Genomic DNA, 22,572 nt, shown 5'->3' with positions numbered 1-22,572 from the left:
TCCTTGCTGTCGGGACGCAACAATCCTAACCCTCGACCGCAGCACCGCTACGCCTGCTTCCCCATCGATCGCAGCAAACCACATCAGTGCAACACGTTGTGCCGACTACAAACCGCACCGATGCTACGGCTGCGTTTAGGCCGTCCGTCCGCTGCTTGACGTGCGATTTTGCATTGATCGGACCTTTTCGCAGGTGACTCCGCGTCGTTAACATTGCAAACTTCCGTAGCGATCCGATCCATCGCTTCTGCTCAAACTGTTGCATCGCTACGGTTGTTGCTATAGCGTTCACGCCAACGCGGTGCCCACCGCAACAGTCCCTAACAGGAGCAGCAGCATGAACGCACTGATGGCCAACGGAATCCCACTCGGCGTGTGCACCAGCGACCCGGAGCGGTGGACCTCCACGCCCGACGACGAGGCCAAGGTCATCTGCCGTGAATGCCCCCGGCGCTGGTTGTGCGCCCGTGAAGCATGCGAGCTGCCCCGGGCCGAAGGCCTGTGGGCCGGCATCATGGTTCCCGAGGGCGGCCGAGGCCGTGCGTTCGCGCTCAAGCAGCTTCGCTCGCTGGCGGAGCGCCACGGTTATCCCGTGCGCAAGACCCGCCTGATCTTCCCGGACGCCGCCTGAATCACTGGCCCTCTCGCCGCCGATTCGAGGGGACGGCGGCGGGAGGGCAGCATTCCCACAGGGCGAGGAATAGGGACCCGGGGTCTGCCGTTACATCATTCGACGGTGTCGGCATTGCCCCGGGTCCCATCCAAAACAGTCGCTTCGAGCGACCACTCGCCGTGAGGCGCACTGCCGGCACCGTCCTCCGACTTCTTAACGCTCGAGCGTGGCAACCACCGCGTCGAGCAGGCTGTCCACCTCGTCCTCGTCATAGCCCCGCTGGAACACCGGCGGCTTCGGGAACGCGATGTTGCGGACGTCGTCCGCGCTGAGGTGTCCGCGCCCGTCGAGCCTGCGCACGATGAGCTGCAGAAAGTCGTCCACCGATTTCTTGTCATAGCCGCGCTTACCGATGGGTGGCTTGGGGAACTGCGCGCTGCGGACATCGTCGGCTGTCAGATCCCGGCTCATGGCGCTCATGCTAACCGTGCGTCGGCTCGCGCCGGATCGCACTACCGTGGCCTCATGAGCAACACGGATCCGGCGCCCGCCGAGGTCACCTGTGCCACTTCGGCATTCACGGGGGTCTTGCACGCGCGCGAGGTACCACTCGGCGGGCCACGCGCGATCCTGGTCCGGCGCACCCTGCCGCAGCGGGAACGGTCGCTGATCGGAGCGTGGTGTTTCGCCGACCACTACGGCCCGCACGATGTCCGCAACGGCCCCGGCATGGACGTGCCGCCGCACCCGCACACCGGATTACAAACGGTGAGTTGGCTTTTCGCCGGCGAGATCGAACACCGTGACAGCGCGGGGGTGCACGCCATGGTTCGGCCCGGCGAGCTCAATCTGATGACGGCAGGCGCCGGGATCTGTCACTCCGAGGTCTCCACCGCGAACACGTCGATCCTGCACGGCGTACAGCTGTGGGTCGCCCTGCCGGAATCCGCCCGTGACACCGATCGCGACTTCGCCCATTACGCGCCGCCGCCGCTGGCCCTCGACGGTGTCACCCTGCGGGTCTTCCTCGGTGAGCTGGCCGATTCGCGATCCCCCGTGCACACCTTCACACCATTGCTCGGCGCGCAGCTCGACCTCGAGGCGGGCGCGGTGCTCACCCTCGATGTCGACCCCTCCTTCGAGCACGGCGTGCTGCTGGATCAGGGCGTCGTCCATGTCGGCGAGACCGCCCTCGAGGTGGCCGATATGGCCTATCAAGCTCCCGGCCACCAGCAGCTGCACATCGCCAACCCGGGCGGCGGCCCAGCGCGAGTGGTTCTGCTCGGCGGGCCACCATTCCCCGAGGACCTGGTGATGTGGTGGAACTTCGTCGGCCGCAGTCACGACGACATCGCCGCCTATCGCGAACTGTGGCAATCCAACGACGGGCGGTTCGGCGACGTTCACGGCTATCGCGGCCGCATCGCGCGACTGCCCGCGCCGCCGCTGCCGAATGGCAGGCTCAAACCGCGGCGGCGCCCCGAGAGTTAGGCGTCGAGATACTGCGCTGTGCTTCCGCCCACCGGCATCTCGGGCAGGCCCAGCTTGCGGTGATCCCAGCTGCGTAGCCGGCCTGGCACCACCCGCACCGCGATCCGGTTGTTCATCATCTGGTCGACGAAGGGGCGCATCTCCTCGGTGTAGGGCCCGGTGTAGCGCTCCCACACGCTGATGCCCACGCGCAGAAGGGTTTCGGGGTCGTCCACGATTTCGCCATGCCCGTCGATGGAGATCCCGCGCAGAGTGTTGTAGGTCTGGCCGTCCTCGATCATCACGGTGACCATCGGATCGCGGCGCAAGTTGACCGCCTTCTGCGACTTGGCCTTCGTCTCGAACCAGATTTCACCGTCGAGGACCGCGTACCACATGGCGACCAGGTGCGGCCTGCCGTTGGGCAGCACCGTTGCCATGGTCGCGGTCCGGCTGCGTTCGATGAAGTCGGCGATCTCGTCGTCGGCCATGACGATCTTTGTGCGCTCGTTCTTACCCACGCATCAGCACCTCTCTGCTCGGTGTGCCCACCATAAGCGGGAACTGCTCGGCGGAAGACATTGGTACGGCGGTGGTATCTATACTCCGGTCAGCGAGCACTGCAGAGGAGGGGCTGCGTCACCTTGACCTACCCACCACCGGGAGATCCGTACGGCGGTCAACAGCCGCCCTACGAGGGATACCCCGGCGCCTACCAGAATCGGCCGCAGCCGTATTCCGGCGGCTATCCGCAGCAGCACTGGCCGGGGTACGGCCAGGTCCCGCCGCCGTATGGACGGCCGCCCAAGCGGAACAAGACCCCGTGGATCATCGCCGCTGTCGCACTGGTTCTCGTTGCAGCCGTCGCGGTCGGTGGGTTCGTGTGGACTCTGAACGCAGACGATGACGAAACCGACACCGCCGGCGTCACGACGTCGGTCACCTCGTCGGAATCGGCGACGACGTCGCCCTCCCCCGCCGCCACGCCCGCGTGCGCGGGGCGGATCGCCAGCACCAAGCCGCAGACGCCCCCCGGCTGGATTGCGGTGGAAAGCCCTCGTGGGCTCGGTTACGACGTCCCTCCGGACTGGACCGTCAACAGCTGCACCGCCCTGGTCGGATGGGAAAAGCCCTGTCCTGACGGGCCATTCGGCTTCTGCCCGGTCCGAACGATGAGCGGCTCGGCCGTGATGCCCAACAAGCAGTGCCCGGACGTGCACCGCGGCGCCACCGGTGTACCCGGCGCAAAGGGCACCGACGACATCCAGGAGGCCGTGCAACGGGAATCCCAGCTCGTCGCGGACATCTACACATCGAAAACTGGTGTGGTGCCCACGGTTTCCCTCGGCCCGCCCCGGGAGCTCACCATCTCCGGAGAACCGGCGGTTCAGATCGTCGCAACCGTCACCGGCATCGAGGCCGACGCGTGCACCGCCCCGACGGCGCTGCATTCCATGTTGGCGACGAAGGTGCCCGGTCAGCCCGGGTCCGTGCTGTTCATCGTCTCGCTCGAGCAGGGCTATCCCGGTGCGCCGGACCCCGCCCTGATCGATCAACTTGTCGGAACGCTGCGCAAGGACACCTGAGGCGGCCGGCTAGAGAACGCCGAAACCCGATGTCACCCATCGCACCGGATCAACGCACCGGAACGGGGCAATTCCCCTGGCGTGTAGGTGATTTCCGTTGGGCGGGTGACCGAGTGCGGACACCGCGAAGTTGCGGCTGGGCAGGTGGATTCCGGTCGACGGGTTCTCCACCGCGGCGATGATCGATCCGCCGTGGAGCCGGATCAGCAGGCTGCGCACCTCTTCGTGCAGGAGTTGCCCGTCGACGTCGTCGTACTGACGACCGTCGGACGTGTCACGCAGGTAGGCCGCGCCACCGTTGGACATGATGAGGCCCCAGTCACCCTCCACGTCGTGCAACGCCCGCAGCACGTCGAACTTCGACAGGATCAGGGCCAGTTTGGGCCGGCCGGAGCCGACCGCCATCAGCAGGTTGGTCAGCACCGAGCGCGGATCCCCGCTGCTGAACACCTGAGCGGGAAGAAGATCCTGCAGCTGGTCGCGGATTGTCTTGACCCGCAGCGGATCGAACATGAAGAACACCGCGTCGGCGTGGGCGAAGAACCGGAACGGAGGCGCATGCAGGTCACCGGTCTCCATGTCTTCACCGGCCACGTCGCGCAGCACCAGGAAGCGTCGCACCCCATGCCACACCCCGATCGAGAACATCAGCGGCTCACGATGATCGGCGGTCTGGGTGTGCACGGTCGGAGTCGGCGGGATCAATCCGCGCTGGACGTAGAGCGGGCCCTCGTAGTGGGTGGCGTAGGCCTGCGCGGTGCCGCGGGTGGCCGGCAGCATCGAGAAACCGAACCGTTCGCACAACAGCTCAAGCTGTTTGACCAGTACCGCGATGTAGAGGCTTTTACCCGTGGCGCGCGCGCCGGCCAGCGCAATGCAGATCGCGTGGCCCTCGCGCCAGCCGTCGGGCAACGTGAAGTGACATACCGGGCAGATCTCGACCGCGGGCCCTTGCAGGGCACGGCTCGCCTCGGAGGTCGGCGGCGGCGGGCCGTTGTAACCCGGACTGCGCGACCAGGTGTAGAGCGGGCCGCAGTCGGCGGGGGCACCGACATATGCCGACGCGACCTCGTCGCGGTAGCGGGTACCGCCTGCCTGGGCGGGCAGGGTCCACAGATGTTGGTTGGGGTTCAGCGCCGTGAAGCAGCGCGGGCACTTGCTCATGTCAGCGGCTCCCCCGTCGTCGCGCCAGCAGCCTGCTCACCATCTTGCGATACCCGCGCAGTGCGCCCTCTGTCGCGTCGCCCGAAAGCTGGGCCATCATCGCCGCGACGCCGTCGACGGCGCCCTCATCACCGGGGAGCCTGACGGCGATCCGCTCGGCGACCTGACCGGCCAGTTCCTCGACCGCATCGAGAGGCCGTGCGGCGGCCTCGGCGCTCGCTGCACGCAGCAGACTCACAGCCAGCACCACCTGAGGTGTGAGGTCACCGTTGGCGACCATGGGCAGCAGCCGGTCCACCGCATCGTGACCATTGCCCGCGGCCAACGCGTTGCACGCCTGCGGGTACGGTTGGCCGGCAATCAGCCCCAACAAGGCGAAAGTCAGTATCCGCGTGGCGAAGTCGGGGTGCACACCGTCGGGCTCGATACCGGTGAGAACCTGATCCCACAGCGGCGAGTAGGCGCCTTGATGGGTTTCGACGTAGCGCTGCTGCAGCCACGTCTGCGGCCCGATGTGCCGGACGGCTGCGCAGGCCACCGCCAAACCGTCCCCGTTCTCGTCGATCACCTTGCCTGCCAACTGTTCCATCGCCGGCGAGTCGGGTGCACCCACCAACGTGCGTACCGCGGCCGGCCCGGACACCGGGTGAGAGCCTGCCGCCAGCAACAGATCTGCGGGATCCCAGGCCGCCGAGGATGCGGTCGGCTCGAACTCATCCGACCCGGTCACCCGCAGCCACCACAGGTGCGCGCCGGGATCGCCGGTCTCGACCGGCCCGCGGCGACGGGTACGCACGCCGCGCAGCGCCGCGCTCGTCCAGACCGAATCCCATGGCAGCGCCTGCGACAGCTGAGCGAGCGAAGGCAGCGGGGCCGCGTCGGCCAGCCAGTCCAACAGGTCGTCGTCGATGCCGATGCCGTCGATGTCATCTTGGAGCAGCGCGGCGCCCAGCGTCAGCCTGGTTTCGGCGCCGATGCGCTGCCGCAGACCGGGGTCACCGAGGTGCGGTACGACGTCGTCGACCAGGGCGGCGCGGAGTCGCTCGTCCTCGACGCCGGCGCGCAGCAAAAGGTCGATCACCCGCAGCAACCTGTCCGGACCCCGGTCGGGTGCCAGGGCGCCGCCGATCGCGGACCGTAGCGGCGGAGGGATTGGTTTCCCGTGAAACGGTCTGGGCCCCAAGGGTATTGGATCAGATTGGGCCAACCAGTCGTCGTCGGCGATGGCTCGGCACAGATATGTGGTGTCGGCGAACACGGCTCCGGGCCCGGCCTTCAGTTCGTGGACCGCCTGCCAGGCGTCGGCCGTGGTGGTCCCCACCGCCGCGGACAGCACGCTGGAGATGGTGCGGGCGGCTGAAGAGCCGACCGCGATCCCCGGCGGTGAATGCTCTGCGATCACCTCGTGCGCCTCGGCTTCGGCGTCGGCGAACTCGGCGCGACCCGCCACCGCCATCGCCATCGGCCACGCTGGGTGCAGACCTACGTCGCGCACCTGCTGCGCAATCGTGTCGATGTCGTCCAAAAGCTGCCGCGCAGACCCTGGATCCAGCATCACCACCTGCGCCATCGCCGACCAGGGCGTCACCGCCACGCTGTGCCCGCCCGCGGTGCGATGGGGTTCGCCGCCGAGCTCACCCAGCGACAAGGTCTCGGTTTCGCTGATCGCCACCACACCGGGCGGCACGCCGGTCAGATCCGCGATGGGCACGGCGCTGAGCAACTGACCGCTGTGGACTGAAACTTGGTCGGCGCGATCGAAAGTGGAGAAGCTCAGGTCGGCCGCAGTGCCCGGGGACATCAAGAAACTGAGCAGGCCGATCCACTGCGCCGCCGAATCCGCGGACTGGACTCCGAACGCCACCGGCGCCCCGCCGTCCAGCGCCGCGGCCACCGCGTCCAGCAGCCCGAACAGCGTCGCCAACCGCCAGGTCGCGTCGTCCAGCGCGAACTGGACGACGCTGTCCTTTGTCACCGCCGCGCCAGGTGTCGGGTTGGTGTCGGTCAGGACAGCGCGCGCCACCGCGGTCGCGCCGTACGGCTGCAGCCAATACGACGAGCGCCACCATTCGATCGCCCGTTTCCGCGGGATCGTGTCGGGGGTGCGATCCAGCAGCACGTGCGCGAACACATTGCCCGGCCGGCCGGTGCTGTCCGAACCCGCCGGGACGGTGTGCCAGTAGGCGGCGCCGGATTGGTCGGTGCGCCGGTAGGCGAGGCGACGCGGTCCCTGCTCGAGCTGTTCGGGCGTGGGAAAGTCCGGCGGCTGGTCGACCGGACGGAACACGGTTCGCACACCGGCCAGCAACAGCTGCGTCTCCTCCGGAGTAAGCCCACCGCTGGTCTCTTTGACCTGCCAGCCACCGACAGATCCGGCCGCGTCGAACGACGTATAAGCCAGCTGGCCGTAGCGGGACGTCATGGCGCGACCGCGGTCAGCTGCAAGGTGTCAACAGGCGGATCCAGCAGCGCAACCACCCGAAGCTGCGCCGGTGACGGGATGTCGACGAAGAGCCGGATCCAGCCCTGCAATCCACTGACGTTGGCAGCCCACAACTCTCCGTCGCCGGATGTGGTCAGCGCCGACCAGCGCAGCTCCTTGGACGGGTGATCGGCGAGCTGGCCGTTGGCATCCAACGGTGCCACGTCGACAGGCTGCCCGTCGTGCACACTCAGCGGCAGCCGCTGCGGGTTGTTCACCAGGACGAAGCCGGGCGATCCCGGCACGTCGTGCTCGGCACGCAGCGCGACCGTGGCGGTTGTGGGAAAACCATTGGGATCCCGGCCGATTCGCACCGCGTACTGCAACCGCAGTAGGCCCGGGTACTCGACGCTGGAGAATGTCCCGGTCATCCGGCGCCCGCCCGCGTACGCGACCGGCGCCAGATGCAGTGAGCAGCCGCCCACCGGAAGCTGCCCGGTGAGGTGCATGCCGCCGTACCTCTCGTACTCCTCCAGCGAGATCTCGAATGACCTGCCTGTCAGACCGGCCCGCGGATCGTGCCCCTTGGGCGCCAGATAGACCACGACGCCGGCGGCACCGTCGGGCCAATCGAAGGTCAATATCTGCTTGTTGCAGTATTCGGCCAGTTCGATGTCGCGGATGGTGCCCGTGCGCACCGACGACTGCGTGCGGCCGAGGATCGCCCGCTCGGCCAGGATGGTCACCGGCGTGAAATATGCCCGGCTCCACTGCGAAGGCCAGGACACCCCGCTCATCAGCGAGCGCCGACGACGGTCCGGTCCGGGCTGCTCGCTCACCGGCTGTGCCAGGCGCAATTCGGGCGTCAGCCCGACCTGCTCGAGGGCTCCTTCCGGCAGTTCGATGCCCTCCGCCCCGGCGCTGGGACCGTTCTGGCTGCAGTAGATCACCACCTGACCACCCGCCGGAGGAGTCCACGACAGCTCGCACGTATCCCCGTCGACGTCGGTCTCCACCGCCAGGTCGGTGACCGGTGCCAGTGCCGCCGCCAACTCGACGTCGGCTTCGGCCGGCTCGGCCAACCCCACGACACCCTCGACATCGACGGCACAGCGGGCCCGGTACCGGTAGCGCTGGCCGCGGACCGGCTCGGTGTCGACGAAGCCGGCCAGATTTTCGCTGCCTGCCAGGATCCGGTATTGCGCCTCGTCGCGGTCGACCTCGTCGATCGGGATTCGATACACCTGTACCGCGCCGATTCCGGGAGGCGCGGTCCACTGCCCGATGACCCAGCCGGCGTCCTCGCGGATCTCGAAGTCGGTGATCGGTCTGACCACTACCCCGCTGGCATATAGCAGCGGTTGGGAGGCCTGCGCCTCCGCGCGGGATGCCCCCGCATTGACCCACACCTGGTAGTGCCGGACCGGAGCTATCGGCGGCCGCTCATCAGTGGCGGCGGGCTGCTCGGTCACGGCGACCAGATCGGCGCGATCCGGTGAGTACGGCGCCTGACCGTCGACGCTGACCAACCGGTACAGCGCGACACCCGGCGTCTCGTAGGCCGGCCAGCTCAGGTCCGTGGTGCCGGCAGCGCCGCCGCGGCGCACCTTGATGACGTGTAGCGCCGCCTGCTGGCTTCCGAACAGGTAGGGTGCGAATCCGCTTGTGGTTTCGGGTGTTTCGGGTGTTTCGTTGCGTTCTGGAGCCGGCGGCGTTGGTTGCGCCGACTCGGGCTCGGGCGGCTCCGGAGGCGGGGCCGGTGGCGCCGGGTCAGCCGGCGCAGGCGGGTCGGGGTGCGTCGGGACAGGGAGCCCAGGCGACGACGCGTCGGGGCTGCGATGCTTGCCGCGAGCCGCGGTCTGCTCAGCAGACGTCGTTGCGAGCTCGGCCAATATCCGGGCCATCTCGTCGGCGTGCTGGCCCACCGATCCGGGCAGCATCGCGCGGATCTGCTCGACATCGGTGCGGCCGGATCTCAGCACCAGACGCAGGTGCGACTCTTTGAAGCTGCGGGGGGCGACCGCGCCGGAATCGACGAGTTGTTGACGCCAGGCCAGCAGCGGCGCCAACCGCGGGTCGGCGTCGTCATGCTCGTCGGCGGGGTCTAGATCGGCCATCAGAAAACCAAGTCCTCGCCGGGCGGAACGTCGGATCGGCTCGGCGCGACCGCGGGCAGCGGGCGCCGCCGCGTGCTGTGCTGCGCCAACGCTCCTCCAGTCCCCCGACGTACAACCGCCCCCTCGAGCCTAACCCGGGGCGGCCTGCTCAGCCCGCCACTACTAGGTTCGGGGCAGCGAGCGGGAGGGAGCGCGATGTCAGCGGCCAGCGACGACGTCTGGGAGGTCATGTCGACATCCCGGACGATCCGGCGGTTCACGGACGAACCGGTCGACCAGACCACCCTCAATCGGTGCCTGCAGGCGGCGGCATGGGCGCCGTCCGGGGCCAATGCGCAGGCCTGGCGGTTCGTCGTATTGCGCTCACCCGAGCAGCGGGCCGTGGTGGCCAAGGCGGCCGCTCAGGCACTGGCGGTGATCGAGCCGGTCTACGGAATGAGCAGACCTGCCGACGACGACACCAGCCGGCGCGCCCGTACCAACCGGGCGACCTATGAATTGCATGACCGGGCAGGCGAATTCACCTCGGTGCTGTTCACCCAGCAGAAGTTCCCGACGGCGTCGGAGTTGCTGCTCGGCGGTTCCATCTTCCCGGCGATGCAGAATTTCCTGCTGGCGGCGCGGGCTCAGGGCTTGGGCGCATGCTTGACCAGTTGGGCGTCGTACGGCGGCGAGCAGCTGATTCGCGACGCGGTCGGCGTACCGCCGGACTGGATGCTGGCCGGACACGTCGTGGTCGGCTGGCCGCGCGGTTCACATGGGCCGGTGCGACGGCGCCTGCTTTCGGAGTTGGTGTCCGCCGACTATTGGGACAACGCTCCGTCGAACGATTAGCCCGTCGCGCCCTATGCCAGGTAGTCGACCACGGCGTCCGGATTCGACAGCGCGACCAGGTGGCCGCCGGGCACGACATCCGGGTTGACGCCGGTGCGCTCCAAAGCCACCCGGCGCTGAAAGTCGGCCGGGAAGAATCGGTCATCCGCGCCGACGAGGATCCGCATTGCAATGTCGTCCCATCCGCCGAAGACGCAGGGATCGCCGCAGATGGCGTCGGTTTGCTCCTGCTGCAGCGGTTCGCCCTCGGCCGCGATATCTGGTGGCACGTCGTGCAGGAAGTACGTCTCGGCGGTGAACTCCGGCGGATAGCCGTCCACCGCCGCCAGCCGGGCCTCCTCGGCGCCGACGTTGGCCCACCACTCCCCCGCTGTCTCACCGGGCGCCGGGATCATCGCGTTCACGAAAACCACTGCGGCAGGGCGTGTTACCCCACACACCGCTCCCGCGGTGAAGCCGCCCAGCGACTGCGCCACCACGACATCTCCCTCGCGCAGCTCGGCGAGGACGATGTCACGGTAGTCCGGGAGCCTGCCGTTTCCCGGTAGATCAACCGGCAGTGCCCCGTGGCCCCGTGCGCGCAATCTCTCGGCCACCCGCTGCCAGTACCAGCCGACCCCGCCCGCGCCGGGGATGAGGATGAACCGCGTCATGCCGTCACGGTACGTGGCTCATTACTCTGACAACGTGGATGGAGATGCCGGCACCGAGGTGGAACGGAAGTTCCTGGTTGAACCGTCTGATGTCCCGGCTGATGTCGAGCAGCGGGCAGAGCGTCGGCTGGTGCTGCGGCAGGGTTATCTCGCCGTTGCAACGGACGGCTCAGAGGCTCGGGTGCGCAGCACAGACGATGCGGCGTTCGAACTGACCGTCAAGTCCGCGGGTGATCTGGTGCGCGGTGAGTCGACAATCGAGATCACCCGCGAGATGTTCGAGGCGCTGTGGCCGAAGTCCGAAGGCGCGCGAATCGAGAAGGCCCGCCTGCGAATACCGTACGAGTCACACACCATCGAGCTCGATATCTACGGCGGTGATCTCGCCGGGTTGGTTGTCGCAGAAGTTGAGTTCAGCGGTGAAGAGGACGCGGCGGCCTTCGTTGTGCCAGATTGGTTTTCCCGCGACGTGACGAGCGACAAGTCCTACAAGAACAAGAACCTCGCCACCAACGGCCTGCCCTGATCAGTCGCGGGCAGTACTCGCGATAATCCGGTCGATCACCGAGAGAAGCCCGTCATCGGCGTCGGTTCCCGCCGGATGGCCGCCGAGCGCACTGGAAAGGGCGTTGTAGTAGAGGCCATCGCCGATCAGTTTGACGGCGCGGGCGACGTCGAGATCACCGAGTGCCCCGTGCAGGACGCTCAACCACTCCCCCGAAACCGATTCGATGACGGCGCGGGCCTGCGTGTCCCCGGCTTGCTGCAGTCGCGCGACGGCCAGCAGCGCGCGGTCCAACGGCGTGCCCGCGTAGTGGGAGGTGCGGACGTAGTGGCGCGCCGGCCCTTCCGCTGCGGTCCGCATCTGCTGCACGTCCTCCGCCGCAAGGGCCACCAATCGGTCACACAGCGCCTCAGCCAAGCGGTCCTTGGAGGGAAAGTGGTAGAGCAGGCCGCCCTTCGAGACTCCCGCGCGTGCCGCCACTGAGTCCAGGGTTGCGAAGCGTTCTCCCTCGACGGCCAGCAGGTCCTCGTAGGCGTCGAGGATGCGGTCCCGTGACGAAGCCATCGCGAAAGCTTACGACAGCGTCCCGCTACTGTACCGTCTGGACGGTACAGTAGCTTTCTCGGCGGCCACGCGGCCCGACAGAACTGAGCGGAGGATGTCAGTGCGGGCCTATCTCGATCTTGTTCGAGTGCCTGGTGTCGCGAATGTGACTGCGTCGCAACTGTTTGCGCGGCTACCGCTGGGCATGCTCTCATTGGCGATCCTGCTGCACGTTCAGGCGCTGTCCGGGTCCTACGCCCAAGCCGGTGCCGTGGTGGCAGCGCTCAGCGCCGGCCAAGCGGTCGCCATGCCGATGACCGCACGCCTTGCCGGTCGCGTCGGCGTGGTGCCGACGTTGTTGGTTGCGGCTTCGATGAGTGGGGCCAGCATGCTGGCACTCGCGTTCGCCGGTTCCTCGCCTGCCCTGCTGATGACGCTCGGCGTCCTCATCGGCGCATCGGTTCCGCCGTTGATGCCGGTAGTTCGGGCGTTGTACCCGAAAATGGTTACCGGCGAAGGCGTTCGAGCCCTGTTTGCGCTCGATACGACGGCACAGGAACTCATCTGGGTGATCGGCCCCGTCGCCGCCACCTTCCTCGTCTCGGCTGCCTCGACCGCTGCCCCACTGATTCTGTCGGCTGCCGTCACGGTGCTGGGAACGTGTTGGTTTCTGCTGAGCGCCAGGCGGTTACACCCGGGAATCACCCGGAGCACGTCGACCTTTGGCAAGGTTCTCGCGAACCGGACGGTCATTCTTGCCATGCTGACCAGCCTCCTGCTCGTCGCATCGTTCATGGCCCTTGAGGTCGGCATCGTCGCGGACCTCGGGCACAGCGGCGTCATGGCCGGGGTTGCGATAGCAGTGGCGAGCATCGGGTCTCTGGTCGGCGGACTGCTACTGGGACACCGCCGCATCGGCGTCGCCGGCATCGTGGCCGCGCTGGCGACCGTCGCGATCGGTACCGCGCTGTTCGGGATCGCCGACAGCCTGGTGCTGCAGTTCACGGCCCTGTTCTGTTCGGGACTTGGATTCGCCCCGGCAATGTCCGCTCTCTACCTCATCGTGTCGCGGGAAGTCGACGAACACTCGGCCACCGAAGCGTTCGGCTGGCTGAACAGCGCCGCCCTCGTCGGTGGCGCCATCGGCACCGCATGCGCGGGTGTGGCGACCGAGGCGCACGGTGCGGTTGGAGCCGTCGCAGTGGCAACCGTGCTCGCCGCGATCGCCGCCTGCGGCCCCCTCATCGCTCGCGCGGCCGGGCCGATCGGCGGCCTCACCGACTCCGCGGACGAGGCTGTCAGCGCCGCGTCGCCGTCCGCATCCAGATAATCGGTGGCGGAGGTCGCTACCCTTATCTCATGTCCGCGTTCGTGATGCGTCTCGCAGCGACCGAGCTGAGCTCGGTCGCTTTGGCGTGCGATCTCGGTATGAGCGGACGGGTGATATCACTTCAGAAATTTGCTGAGCCTGTTTCTTGCTGCTAGGCACGTCGCACGACGCGCCTAGCTTCAAACGGGTCTCTTTGTCGCTCTTTCCCCTGGCAATCGCGATTTTATTGCCGTTGACGGGCCGTTGGTCGCCCGGTTTACTTGGTTCCGCTTCCCCGGTGACGGGTTGATCTCTTGATAACTGAACATGCACGTTTCGGTATGGCACGGGTAGGACGCGGGTTCGATTCCCGCCGGTGTCGCCGTACGCCTCGCTAGCTCAGCGGTAGAGCTACTGACTCTTAATCAGTAGGCCCGGGGTTCAAATCCTCGGCGGGGCACAATGTTTCACCGCTCCGGTAGCTCAGTGGGTGAGAGCAGGACTCTCCCCGGAGCACGTCGCGAATTATCTTGTGCAGCAGCACAACCCGGTAGCTACGACCGGATTTTGCCTTGGTATCCCAATTGGAAGAGGAACCGGTTTCAGATACCGGACAGTGTGGGTTCGAGTCCCACCCGAGGCACACAACAGGCCACACCAACAGGAAGGAGGGCCGATGGATGACGAATTATCCAGCAGTACTTGTACTTAACGCGTCCTACGAGGCCCTCGACCTGGTCTCTTGGGAGAACGCTGTCGTCCTGATCGTGAAGGACAAGGCCCGAATTCACCAGGCCCATGAATCCGGCGTGGTCATCCACTCGGAGTATCTGTCGGTCCCGTTGCCGGCTGTCGTCGTGCTCACGCACTACGTGCTGGTTCCCTACCGGGAACTGGACGAGCACTCGGGTGCGTCGGTGACGGCGGTGCTGCGCCGTGACAACAACACCTGCGGCTACTGCGGCGATTTCGCCTCGACGGTCGACCACATCGTCCCGCGATCGCGAGGCGGGGCGAACTCGTGGGCGAATCTGATCGCTGCCTGTCTCACGTGCAATCAACTCAAGGCCGACTCCACGCCGGAGGAGGCGGGGATGCGACTGCTGTGGAGCCCGAGGGTGCCGGCACGGGAACCGGTGCGCCAGCGCCGGATCTGGCGGGAGCTGTCGACGGCGGTGTGACTTCGGACGGCTGCATCGAGATTGACGCCAGGGTTGTGATTTCGCGCTCGGCACAGCCCTGGTGTCGATCTCGGTGAAAACGACGCAGGGCCCCGATTGACCGGGGCCCTGCGTCGTAACTGTGGGCGAAGGGGGACTTGAACCCCCACGTCCCGAAGGACACTGGCACCTGAAGCCAGCGCGTCTGCCATTCCGCCACTCGCCCGAATGACCGAGGCAGCGTATCACTGCGCGCGGCCGCTTCCCAAACCGCGCCGATCGTAGCCCCGAGACCCTGAATGAATGCTTTCCTTCATCAAGATCAGGTCACTGACCAGCGGCGTTCTGATTCTCAGAGTTCTGTTGGTCCCGCATAAGCACGTCAGGCCGATACCATGCTTGTGAGCAGTGTGGCCAGAGCGACACGCGGTAGCACGAAGCTGTCGGCGCGGCCACCAACGACAACGAGTAAAGGCGGGCGGTGTCATGGGTCTTGTTGACCGCATCGAACGCAAACTCGAATCGACTGTCGGGGATGCATTCGCCCGGGTTTTCGGTGGTTCCATTGTGCCGCAGGAGCTCGAAGCCGCGTTGCGGCGCGAGGCCGAGACGCGGGCGCGCACCGTCGGAGGCGGCGGCCAAGTTTTGGCACCGAACGAGTACGTAATTACCCTCAGTGGGACTGACTATCAGAAGGTAAGCGCCGATACTGACCTGACCTCGACCGCGTTCGCCAAGCACTTGGGGGGATTTATCCATGATCAGGGGTGGCAAACGTATGGTGAAGTGGTCGTTAGATTCGAGCAATCACCGAACTTGCACACTGGACAGTTCCGCGCGCATGGCGCGGTCAACCCCGATTCGACCGCTGGCGAATCCGCGCGAGCCCATCGCGACCATGCGTTCACCGCAGAATCAGGAGAACCACCTATGACCGATAATCCGAATTACCGCGGCGGCCAGGGACAAGGTCGGCCAGGCGACGAGTATTACGACGAGCGCTACGGGCGCCAGCAGGATGACCCGCGCGGCGGCCAGTACCCGCCGGAGCCAGGCGGCTATCCCCCGCAGGAGCCGGCTGGTTACCCGCCCCGTGGTGGCTACCCCGAGCAGGGCGGCTACCCAGATCAAGGCGGCTACCCCGACCAGGCCGGCTACCCGGACCAGGGCGGCTACCCGGATCAAGGCGGATATCCCGACCAGGGCGGTTACCCGCCGCAGCCGTACGAGCAGCGTCCGCCGGCGGCCGGTTACGGCCAGCCCGCCGGCGGTTATGACCAGCCCCCGGGCCGGGGCTACGGTCAGCAGCCCGGTGGCTACCCGCCGGCGCCGCCCGCCGGTCAGCCCGGCTACGGCGGTCCCGCCGCTGAGTACGACTACGGACGGCAGCCCGCACCCGGACGCCAGGACGAGGGCGGCTACCCACGGCAGGATCCCCGTCAGCCCGGTTACCCCGAGCAGGGTGGCTATGCCGCGCAGCCGTACGGGCGGCCCGAGTACGGTCAACAGCCCGACTACGGCCGTGGCTACGCCGAGCCGCAGGGCGGCTATCCGGAGCCCGGCTACGGCGAGGGCGGCCGTGATGCGGATTACGGTGCTCCCGCGGGCGGGCAGGCAGGCTACGGCGGCGGGTACGCCGGCGCGGACTACGCGGCCGGTGGGGCGTCCGTCACACTGCAGCTCGACGACGGCAGTGGCCGGACCTACCAGCTTCGTGAAGGCGCCAACGTGATCGGCCGCGGCCAGGACGCCCAGTTCCGGCTGCCGGACACCGGCGTGTCACGTCGGCACCTGGAGATCCGGTGGGACGGCCAGGTCGCGCTGCTGTCTGACCTCAACTCCACCAACGGCACCACGGTGAACAATGCACCGGTGCAGGAGTGGCAGTTGGCTGACGGCGACGTGATCCGGTTGGGCCACTCCGAGATCATCGTGCGCGTGCACTGAGCATCTCGGACGGGACACATCGGGGTGACAAGCGGCTCGCTTCACCCTCATGCCCATCGCCGTCCAAGTATCGTGACGTTGCCGACGGTCGCTGAGCGACACCAACGGGGCGGGCACGGAGAGGACGTCAGATGCAGGGGTTAGTGCTGCAGCTGACGCGCGTCGGCTTCCTGTTGCTGTTGTGGCTGTTCATCTGGTCGGTGTTGCGGATACTGCGCACCGATATCTATGCCCCCACCGGCGCGGTGATGGTGCGCCGGGGGTTGGCGCTGCGCGGCTCGCTGCTTCCCAACCGGCAACGACGGCACGTGATCCGGCAATTGGTGGTCACCGACGGCGCCCTGGCCGGTACCCGCATCACTTTGGGGGACCAACCTGTGCTGATCGGCCGGGCTGACGACTCGACACTTGTGCTTACCGATGACTACGCCTCGACGCGCCACGCCAGACTCTCGCCACGAGGTTCGGAGTGGTACGTCGAAGACCTAGGATCGACCAACGGCACATACCTTGACAGGGCGAAGGTGACAACAGCGGTAAGGGTTCCCATTGGCACGCCGGTGCGTATCGGCAAGACGGTGATCGAGTTACGCCCGTGACCCTCGTTTTGAGATATGCCGCCCGCAGCGATCGCGGCCTGGTCCGCGCCAACAACGAAGACTCGGTGTACGCCGGTGCCCGCCTATTGGCCTTGGCTGACGGGATGGGTGGACACGCCGCCGGCGAGGTCGCCTCGCAGCTCGTGATCGCGGCGCTGGCCCACCTCGACGACGATGAGCCCGGCGGTGATCTGCTCAGCAAGCTGCACTCGGCCGTCGCCGAAGGAAACGGCGCAATCGCCGCGCACGTCGAGGCCGATCCGGAACTCGACGGGATGGGCACGACGCTGACCGCGATCCTGTTCGCGGGCAACAGACTCGGCCTCGTCCACATCGGCGACTCCCGCGGCTATCTGCTGCGCGACGGTGAGCTCACCCAGATCACCAAGGACGACACCTTCGTCCAGACGCTCGTCGACGAGGGTCGGATCACCGCAGAAGAAGCGCACAGCCACCCGCAGCGCTCGCTCATCATGCGGGCACTCACGGGCCACGAGGTCGAGCCGACGCTGATCATGCGCGAGGCCAAAGCCGGTGACCGCTATCTGCTGTGCTCGGACGGCTTGTCCGATCCGGTCAGCCAGGAGACCATCCAGGAAGCGCTGCAGATCGAGGATGTGGCCGAAAGTGCCGACCGGCTCATCGAATTGGCGCTGCGGGGCGGCGGCCCGGACAACGTCACCGTGGTGGTCGCCGACGTCGTCGACTACGACTACGGCCAGACTCAGCCGATTTTGGCCGGCGCGGTTTCCGGCGACGACGACCAGAGCGCACCGCCGAACACCTCCGCGGGGCGGGCTTCGGCATTCAATCCTCGGCGTAACGAACCGAAGCGGGTGGTGCCCCAGCCCGCCGAACCGTCCCGCAAGCCACGGTCGCGGCGGCGCATCGTCATCGCCGCGGTGCTGCTGATCTTGGTGGTGGTGGGCGGACTCGCGATCGGCCGGGAGATCGTCCGCAACAACTATTACGTCGCCGAGCACGATGGCACGGTGTCGATCATGCGTGGGGTCCAGGGTTCCTTTCTGGGATTCTCACTGCAGGAGCCCTACCGGCTCGGCTGTCTGAACGCCCGCAACGAGCTGTCCCTGATCGGCGCCGACGAAAATCGCGCTGATCTGGGTTGCCGCCTGATGGCGGTCAACGACATGCGTCCCTCCGAGCGCGCACAGGTGGCCGCGGGCCTGCCCGGCGGCACCCTCGACGAGGCGTTCGCCCAAATCACCGAGCTGGCCCAGAGCTCAGTGCTCCCGGTGTGCGCACCTCGGGCTGCGACCACCACGTCGGCCACTCCCACACCGCCTCCCGCGCCCGCCCCGGCGCCCGGGCCCGAGCCCACTGCCCGCGCGACCGCGCAGTCCCCGGCACCGGAGACCCCGACCACCGTCACCGCGCCCGCGCCGCCGCCGCCACCAGGGGCGCAGGCACCATCACCGGCTCCGTCGCCCTCACCCACCGTCACCGCTCTGCCTCCCCCGCCGCCGGAACCGGGGACGAACTGCCGGGCGGCGTCATGACGACGCAACCCCAGTCGCCGGTTACCGTCATGCCGCCGTTACCGAATCGGCGCAATGCGGAACTGCTGCTGCTGGGGTTCGCAGTCTTGATCACCACTGTCGCGCTGCTCATCGTGGAGACCAATCAGGAGCAGGGCCTGAGCTGGGATCTGGCCCGCTACGCGGCCGCCTACCTCGCGGTGTTCGCCGGTGCCCACCTCGCGGTGCGTCGGTTCGCGCCGTATGCCGACCCGCTGCTGCTACCGGTGGTCGCCTTGCTCAACGGGTTGGGCCTGGTGATGATCCACCGGTTGGACCTGGCCAAGGGTGAGATGACGTCGGACGACGTCGGCGGCACCGCCAACCAGCAGATGCTGTGGACGCTGGTGGGCGTGATCGCGTTCTCGCTCGTGGTGATCTTCCTGACCGATCACCGCATCCTGGCTCGGTACGGCTACATCTGCGGGCTGACAGGCCTTGTGCTGCTTGTGATTCCGGCCCTGCTGCCGGCGAGATACTCCGAGCAGTACGGCGCCAAGATCTGGATTCAGTTCCCGGGCTTCTCAATTCAGCCCGCCGAGTTCTCCAAGATCCTGCTGCTCATCTTCTTCTCCGCCGTGCTGGTGGCCAAGCGCAGCCTGTTCACCAGTGCCGGTAAGCATTTCCTCGGTGTCGACCTGCCCCGTCCCCGCGATCTGGCACCCCTGCTGCTCGCCTGGGCGGCGTCGGTCGGTGTGATGATTTTCGAAAAAGATTTGGGCACTTCACTTCTGCTGTACGCATCGTTTTTGGTACTGCTCTACGTCGCCACCGAGAGGCTCACCTGGGTGGTGATCGGGCTGGCCCTGTTTGCCGTGGGAAGCGTTGTGGCATACCACATTTTCGGCCATGTCCGGGTGCGCGTACAAACCTGGCTGGACCCGTTCGCCGACCCCGAGGGCGCCGGCTACCAGATGGTGCAGTCGCTGTTCAGCTTCGCCACCGGCGGTATTTTCGGCACCGGTCTGGGCAATGGGCAGCCCGGCACGGTGCCTGCCGCGGCCACCGACTTCATCATCGCCGCCGTCGGCGAGGAGCTCGGATTGGTCGGCCTCGCAGGCGTTCTCATGCTCTACACCATCGTGATCATCCGCGGCCTGCGGACCGCGCTCGCGGTGCGTGACAGCTTTGGCAAGCTGCTCGCCGCCGGCCTGGCCTCCACGTTGGCCATCCAGTTGTTCATCGTCGTCGGCGGCGTCACCAGACTGATCCCGCTGACCGGACTGACCACCCCGTGGATGTCCTACGGCGGCTCCTCGCTGGTGGCCAACTATGTGCTGCTGGCCATCCTGATCCGCATCTCGCACGCCGCTCGGCGACCGATCACCGACACCCGACCGCCGAATGCGACGCCGATCGCGGCGGCCGGCACCGAGGTGATCGAGAAGGTATGAACACCTCACTGCGCCGGGTAGCCGTCGCGATCATGGTGCTGATCGTGCTGCTGCTGGCCAACGCCACGATTACCCAGGTCTTCACCGCCGACGGGTTACGCGCTGACCCGCGCAATCAGCGGGTGCTGCTCGACGAGTATTCGCGGCAGCGCGGCCAGATCAGCGCGGGCGGTCAATTGCTGGCCTACTCGGTCTCCACCGAGGGCCGATTCCGGTACCTGCGCACCTATCCGAACCCGCAGACCTACGCGCCGGTCACCGGGTTCTACTCGCTGGGTTACTCCAGCACCGGCCTCGAACGGGCTGAGGACACCATGCTCAACGGCTCGGACGAGCGCCTGTTCGGCCGCAGGCTCGCGGATTTCTTCACCGGCCGGGATCCGCGCGGCGGCAACGTCGACACGACCATCAAGCCGCAGGTGCAGCAGGCCGCCTGGGACGCGATGCAGTCCAGCTGCGACGGACCGTGCAAGGGCTCGGTCGTCGCACTCGAACCGTCGACGGGCAAGATCCTGGCCATGGTGTCGGCACCGTCGTACGACCCCAACCTGCTGGCCACGCACGACATGACCGCGCAGACGGCGGCCTGGGAGCGGCTGCGCGACGATCCACAGTCACCGCTGCTCAACCGCGCCATCTCCGAGACCTACCCCCCGGGTTCCACGTTCAAGGTGATCACCACCGCCGCTGCGCTGCAGGCGGGCGCCACCCCGGAAACACAGCTCAACGCGGCGCCGCGGACCACATTGCCGGACAGCACCGCGACACTCGAGAACTTCGGTGGCGCACCGTGTGGGTCCGGCCCGACGGCATCCCTGAGCGAGGCGTTCGCGAAGTCCTGCAACACCGCGTTCGTGCAACTGGGCCTCGACACCGGCGCCGACAAGCTCAAGACCACCGCGCAGGCGTTCGGACTCGACTCGCCGGCACCTGCCATTCCGCTGCAGGTGGCCGAATCCACCACCGGACCCATCCTCGACGGGGCGGCGCTGGGAATGTCGAGCATCGGGCAGCGGGACGTCGCGCTGACGCCATTGCAAAACGCGCAGGTGGCCGCGACAATCGCCAACGACGGCATCGCAATGCGCCCCTACCTTGTCGATACTCTCAAGGGACCGGACCTGGCCACCATCAGCACCACCACCCCCGCGCAAGAGCGCCGGGCGGTGTCACCCCAGGTCGCGGCTACACTTACGGACTTGATGGTCGCCGCCGAGCAGGTGACTCAGCAGAAGGGAGCCATCGCCGGCGTGCAGATCGCTTCAAAAACCGGTACGGCAGAGCATGGGACGGATCCCAGGAACACTCCGCCCCATGCCTGGTACATCGCCTTTGCACCGGCCTCCGACCCAAAGGTCGCGGTCGCGGTGCTGGTTGAGGACGGCGGCGACCGGTTGTCGGCCACCGGCGGCGCACTTGCCGCCCCCATCGGACGTGCCACCATTGCGGCGGCACTGCGGGAGGGAACATGAGCCCCCGGGTCGGAGTCACGCTGTCCGGTCGGTACCGGCTGCAGCGCCTGATCGCCACCGGCGGTATGGGCCAGGTGTGGGAAGCCGTCGACTCGCGGCTGGGCCGCCGGGTGGCGGTCAAGGTACTCAAGGCCGAGTTCTCCACCGACGCCGAGTTCGTCGAACGGTTCCGGGCCGAGGCCCGCACCGTGGCCATGCTGAACCACCCCGGCATCGCCAGCGTCTATGACTACGGCGAGACCGACATGGACGGTGAGGGCCGCACCGCGTACCTGGTGATGGAGCTCGTCAACGGTGAGCCGCTGAACTCGGTGATCAAACGCACCGGGCGGCTGTCGCTGCGGCACGCCCTGGACATGCTCGAGCAGACCGGACGCGCGCTGCAGGTGGCCCACACCGCGGGGCTGGTGCACCGCGACGTCAAGCCGGGCAACATCCTGATCACCCCGACCGGTCAGGTCAAGCTCACCGACTTCGGTATCGCCAAGGCCGTCGACGCCGCCCCGGTCACCCAGACCGGCATGGTGATGGGCACCGCCCAGTACATCGCCCCGGAACAGGCCCTTGGCCACGACGCCACCGCGGCCAGCGATGTGTACGCACTGGGAGTTGTTGGCTACGAATCTGTTTCGGGCAAGCGCCCGTTCACCGGTGATGGTGCGCTGACGGTGGCGATGAAGCACATCAAGGAGACCCCGCCGCCGCTGCCTGCCGATCTGCCGCCCAACGTGCGTGAGCTCATCGAAATCACCCTCGTCAAGAACCCGGGCATGCGCTACAAGTCGGGCGGTCCGTTCGCCGACGCGGTCGCCGCGGTGCGATCCGGGCGCAGGCCGCCCCGGCCGAACCAGGCGCCGACGCTCGGTCGGGCCGCACCTGCCGCGGTGCCGTCGGCCGCGCAGGCTCGAGCTGCCGCCGACCTCACCGGACGCGCACCGGTCACCGCCGCACGAGCCAGGCCGACGACCACCAGCGCGCATCGGCCCGCACCGCCACCGGCGCGACGCACCTTCTCCTCCGGCCAGCGAGCGCTATTGTGGGCGGCTGGCGTCCTCGGCGCGCTGGCCATCGTCATTGCGATCCTGATTGTGCTCAATGCGCAGGACCGCAAGGAACAGAACCAGACACCGTCGCCGACCGTCACCGATACGGTGACGCAAACAACGCCCTACGAGTCACCGGCAGCGCTGCCTGACCTGGGGGTCCACGTGATCGTGCCGCGCGCCCCCGCGGCACCGGAATAGATACT

General features: G+C 67.3%; 20 protein-coding genes and 3 tRNA genes. 15 read left to right on the top strand and 8 right to left on the bottom strand.

Going from position 1 to position 22,572, the window contains the following annotated elements:
- Window positions 1-337: 337 nt before the first annotated feature.
- Window positions 338-631 carry a WhiB family transcriptional regulator gene (locus ABQF30_RS14340; protein WP_448464710.1) on the top strand — a complete coding sequence of 98 codons (294 nt, stop codon included), beginning with the start codon at window positions 338-340 and terminating at the stop codon, window positions 629-631.
- A gap of 195 nt (window positions 632-826) precedes the next feature.
- On the opposite strand, the gene ABQF30_RS14335 is transcribed toward ABQF30_RS14340, so the two are convergent.
- A complete protein-coding gene (locus ABQF30_RS14335; RefSeq protein ID WP_448464708.1) occupies window positions 827-1,084 on the bottom strand; it encodes a DivIVA domain-containing protein in 258 nt (85 codons plus the stop codon).
- 54 nt (window positions 1,085-1,138) lie between these two features.
- On the opposite strand from ABQF30_RS14335, the gene ABQF30_RS14330 reads away from it, so the two are divergent.
- Window positions 1,139-2,104, top strand: coding sequence for a pirin family protein (locus tag ABQF30_RS14330; RefSeq protein ID WP_448464706.1), 966 nt, complete (start codon window positions 1,139-1,141; stop codon window positions 2,102-2,104).
- Here the strand turns inward: ABQF30_RS14330 and ABQF30_RS14325 are convergent.
- Window positions 2,101-2,604, bottom strand: a complete 504-nt coding sequence (locus ABQF30_RS14325; RefSeq protein WP_448464704.1) for a pyridoxamine 5'-phosphate oxidase family protein — start codon at window positions 2,602-2,604, stop codon at window positions 2,101-2,103. The two genes, ABQF30_RS14330 and ABQF30_RS14325, sit on opposite strands and share 4 nt — an antisense overlap.
- A gap of 123 nt (window positions 2,605-2,727) precedes the next feature.
- On the opposite strand from ABQF30_RS14325, the gene ABQF30_RS14320 reads away from it, so the two are divergent.
- Complete coding sequence (locus tag ABQF30_RS14320; RefSeq protein ID WP_448464702.1) at window positions 2,728-3,669, top strand: DUF8017 domain-containing protein; 942 nt, start codon at window positions 2,728-2,730, stop codon at window positions 3,667-3,669.
- Window positions 3,670-3,678: 9 nt separating this feature from the next.
- On the opposite strand, the gene ABQF30_RS14315 is transcribed toward ABQF30_RS14320, so the two are convergent.
- From ABQF30_RS14315 to ABQF30_RS14305, 3 genes are read right to left on the bottom strand one after another with little or no spacing between them, the layout of a single operon-like run.
- The gene (locus ABQF30_RS14315; RefSeq protein WP_448464700.1) at window positions 3,679-4,833 is read right to left on the bottom strand and encodes a hypothetical protein; all 1,155 of its coding nucleotides are present in this window, start codon (window positions 4,831-4,833) and stop codon (window positions 3,679-3,681) included.
- A gap of 1 nt (window position 4,834) precedes the next feature.
- Window positions 4,835-7,255, bottom strand: coding sequence for a GAP1-N2 domain-containing protein (locus ABQF30_RS14310; protein WP_448464698.1), 2,421 nt, complete (start codon window positions 7,253-7,255; stop codon window positions 4,835-4,837).
- Complete coding sequence (locus ABQF30_RS14305) at window positions 7,252-9,372, bottom strand: SaeA-related protein (protein WP_448464696.1); 2,121 nt, start codon at window positions 9,370-9,372, stop codon at window positions 7,252-7,254. The genes ABQF30_RS14310 and ABQF30_RS14305 overlap by 4 nt, the downstream gene beginning before the upstream one ends.
- A 195-nt stretch (window positions 9,373-9,567) precedes the next feature.
- Between ABQF30_RS14305 and ABQF30_RS14300 the strand changes: the two genes are divergently transcribed.
- On the top strand, window positions 9,568-10,206 hold the full coding sequence (locus tag ABQF30_RS14300; protein WP_448464694.1) for a nitroreductase family protein: 639 nt from the start codon (window positions 9,568-9,570) through the stop codon (window positions 10,204-10,206).
- An 11-nt stretch (window positions 10,207-10,217) separates the two neighbouring features.
- On the opposite strand, the gene ABQF30_RS14295 is transcribed toward ABQF30_RS14300, so the two are convergent.
- Window positions 10,218-10,859 (bottom strand): alpha/beta hydrolase, encoded by a 642-nt coding sequence (locus tag ABQF30_RS14295; RefSeq protein ID WP_448464692.1) that lies wholly within the window; start codon window positions 10,857-10,859, stop codon window positions 10,218-10,220.
- Window positions 10,860-10,893: 34 nt separating this feature from the next.
- Here ABQF30_RS14295 and ABQF30_RS14290 point away from each other — a divergent pair, with 34 nt between their 5' ends.
- Complete coding sequence (locus ABQF30_RS14290) at window positions 10,894-11,385, top strand: CYTH domain-containing protein (protein WP_448464690.1); 492 nt, start codon at window positions 10,894-10,896, stop codon at window positions 11,383-11,385.
- Here the strand turns inward: ABQF30_RS14290 and ABQF30_RS14285 are convergent, their stop codons facing one another.
- Complete coding sequence (locus tag ABQF30_RS14285) at window positions 11,386-11,928, bottom strand: TetR/AcrR family transcriptional regulator (protein ID WP_448464688.1); 543 nt, start codon at window positions 11,926-11,928, stop codon at window positions 11,386-11,388. It abuts the gene before it with no gap.
- 145 nt (window positions 11,929-12,073) lie between these two features.
- Here ABQF30_RS14285 and ABQF30_RS14280 point away from each other — a divergent pair, with 145 nt between their 5' ends.
- From ABQF30_RS14280 to ABQF30_RS14265, 4 genes are all read left to right on the top strand, one after another.
- Complete coding sequence (locus tag ABQF30_RS14280; protein WP_448464686.1) at window positions 12,074-13,237, top strand: MFS transporter; 1,164 nt, start codon at window positions 12,074-12,076, stop codon at window positions 13,235-13,237.
- 367 nt (window positions 13,238-13,604) lie between these two features.
- Window positions 13,605-13,676, top strand: a tRNA-Lys gene (locus ABQF30_RS14275).
- A 109-nt stretch (window positions 13,677-13,785) separates the two neighbouring features.
- A tRNA-Leu gene (locus ABQF30_RS14270) sits at window positions 13,786-13,859 on the top strand.
- Window positions 13,860-13,896: 37 nt separating this feature from the next.
- Complete coding sequence (locus tag ABQF30_RS14265; protein ID WP_448464684.1) at window positions 13,897-14,397, top strand: HNH endonuclease; 501 nt, start codon at window positions 13,897-13,899, stop codon at window positions 14,395-14,397.
- A 122-nt stretch (window positions 14,398-14,519) separates the two neighbouring features.
- On the opposite strand, the gene ABQF30_RS14260 is transcribed toward ABQF30_RS14265, so the two are convergent.
- Window positions 14,520-14,602 (bottom strand) — tRNA-Leu (locus ABQF30_RS14260).
- Window positions 14,603-14,862: 260 nt separating this feature from the next.
- Here ABQF30_RS14260 and ABQF30_RS14255 point away from each other — a divergent pair.
- The 6 genes from ABQF30_RS14255 (at window position 14,863) to ABQF30_RS14230 (ending at window position 22,567) form a co-directional block, all read left to right on the top strand.
- Window positions 14,863-16,323, top strand: coding sequence for an FHA domain-containing protein (locus ABQF30_RS14255; RefSeq protein WP_448464682.1), 1,461 nt, complete (start codon window positions 14,863-14,865; stop codon window positions 16,321-16,323).
- Between the two features lie 131 nt (window positions 16,324-16,454).
- Window positions 16,455-16,922, top strand: coding sequence for an FHA domain-containing protein FhaB/FipA (locus tag ABQF30_RS14250; protein ID WP_448464680.1), 468 nt, complete (start codon window positions 16,455-16,457; stop codon window positions 16,920-16,922).
- Complete coding sequence (locus ABQF30_RS14245) at window positions 16,919-18,439, top strand: PP2C family protein-serine/threonine phosphatase (protein WP_448464678.1); 1,521 nt, start codon at window positions 16,919-16,921, stop codon at window positions 18,437-18,439. Before ABQF30_RS14250 ends, ABQF30_RS14245 begins: the two co-directional genes overlap by 4 nt.
- A complete protein-coding gene (locus tag ABQF30_RS14240) occupies window positions 18,436-19,851 on the top strand; it encodes a peptidoglycan glycosyltransferase RodA (protein ID WP_448464676.1) in 1,416 nt (471 codons plus the stop codon). The genes ABQF30_RS14245 and ABQF30_RS14240 overlap by 4 nt, the downstream gene beginning before the upstream one ends.
- Window positions 19,848-21,323, top strand: coding sequence for a D,D-transpeptidase PbpA (gene pbpA, locus ABQF30_RS14235; RefSeq protein WP_448464674.1), 1,476 nt, complete (start codon window positions 19,848-19,850; stop codon window positions 21,321-21,323). Before ABQF30_RS14240 ends, pbpA begins: the two co-directional genes overlap by 4 nt.
- Window positions 21,320-22,567, top strand: coding sequence for a protein kinase domain-containing protein (locus tag ABQF30_RS14230; protein WP_448464672.1), 1,248 nt, complete (start codon window positions 21,320-21,322; stop codon window positions 22,565-22,567). Before pbpA ends, ABQF30_RS14230 begins: the two co-directional genes overlap by 4 nt.
- Window positions 22,568-22,572 lie beyond the last annotated feature (5 nt).

It is taken from the genome of Mycolicibacterium sp. XJ870 (assembly GCF_053483975.1).
The sequence above is the reverse complement of the archived record's forward strand: the minus strand, read 5'-3'. Positions and strand labels throughout refer to the sequence as shown.

What these genes read in the sequence shown, in the direction of transcription:
- ABQF30_RS14340 (WP_448464710.1), top strand. Translation starts at nt 338, where the DNA reads ATGAACGCACTGATGGCCAACGGAATCCCACTCGGCGTGTGCACCAGC.
- ABQF30_RS14335 (WP_448464708.1), bottom strand. Translation starts at nt 1,084, where the DNA reads ATGAGCCGGGATCTGACAGCCGACGATGTCCGCAGCGCGCAGTTCCCC.
- ABQF30_RS14330 (WP_448464706.1), top strand. Translation starts at nt 1,139, where the DNA reads ATGAGCAACACGGATCCGGCGCCCGCCGAGGTCACCTGTGCCACTTCG.
- ABQF30_RS14315 (WP_448464700.1), bottom strand. Translation starts at nt 4,833, where the DNA reads ATGAGCAAGTGCCCGCGCTGCTTCACGGCGCTGAACCCCAACCAACAT.
- ABQF30_RS14310 (WP_448464698.1), bottom strand. Translation starts at nt 7,255, where the DNA reads ATGACGTCCCGCTACGGCCAGCTGGCTTATACGTCGTTCGACGCGGCC.
- ABQF30_RS14305 (WP_448464696.1), bottom strand. Translation starts at nt 9,372, where the DNA reads ATGGCCGATCTAGACCCCGCCGACGAGCATGACGACGCCGACCCGCGG.
- ABQF30_RS14300 (WP_448464694.1), top strand. Translation starts at nt 9,568, where the DNA reads ATGTCAGCGGCCAGCGACGACGTCTGGGAGGTCATGTCGACATCCCGG.
- ABQF30_RS14295 (WP_448464692.1), bottom strand. Translation starts at nt 10,859, where the DNA reads ATGACGCGGTTCATCCTCATCCCCGGCGCGGGCGGGGTCGGCTGGTAC.
- ABQF30_RS14285 (WP_448464688.1), bottom strand. Translation starts at nt 11,928, where the DNA reads ATGGCTTCGTCACGGGACCGCATCCTCGACGCCTACGAGGACCTGCTG.
- ABQF30_RS14265 (WP_448464684.1), top strand. Translation starts at nt 13,897, where the DNA reads ATGACGAATTATCCAGCAGTACTTGTACTTAACGCGTCCTACGAGGCC.
- ABQF30_RS14255 (WP_448464682.1), top strand. Translation starts at nt 14,863, where the DNA reads ATGGGTCTTGTTGACCGCATCGAACGCAAACTCGAATCGACTGTCGGG.
- ABQF30_RS14250 (WP_448464680.1), top strand. Translation starts at nt 16,455, where the DNA reads ATGCAGGGGTTAGTGCTGCAGCTGACGCGCGTCGGCTTCCTGTTGCTG.
- ABQF30_RS14240 (WP_448464676.1), top strand. Translation starts at nt 18,436, where the DNA reads ATGACGACGCAACCCCAGTCGCCGGTTACCGTCATGCCGCCGTTACCG.
- pbpA (WP_448464674.1), top strand. Translation starts at nt 19,848, where the DNA reads ATGAACACCTCACTGCGCCGGGTAGCCGTCGCGATCATGGTGCTGATC.
- ABQF30_RS14230 (WP_448464672.1), top strand. Translation starts at nt 21,320, where the DNA reads ATGAGCCCCCGGGTCGGAGTCACGCTGTCCGGTCGGTACCGGCTGCAG.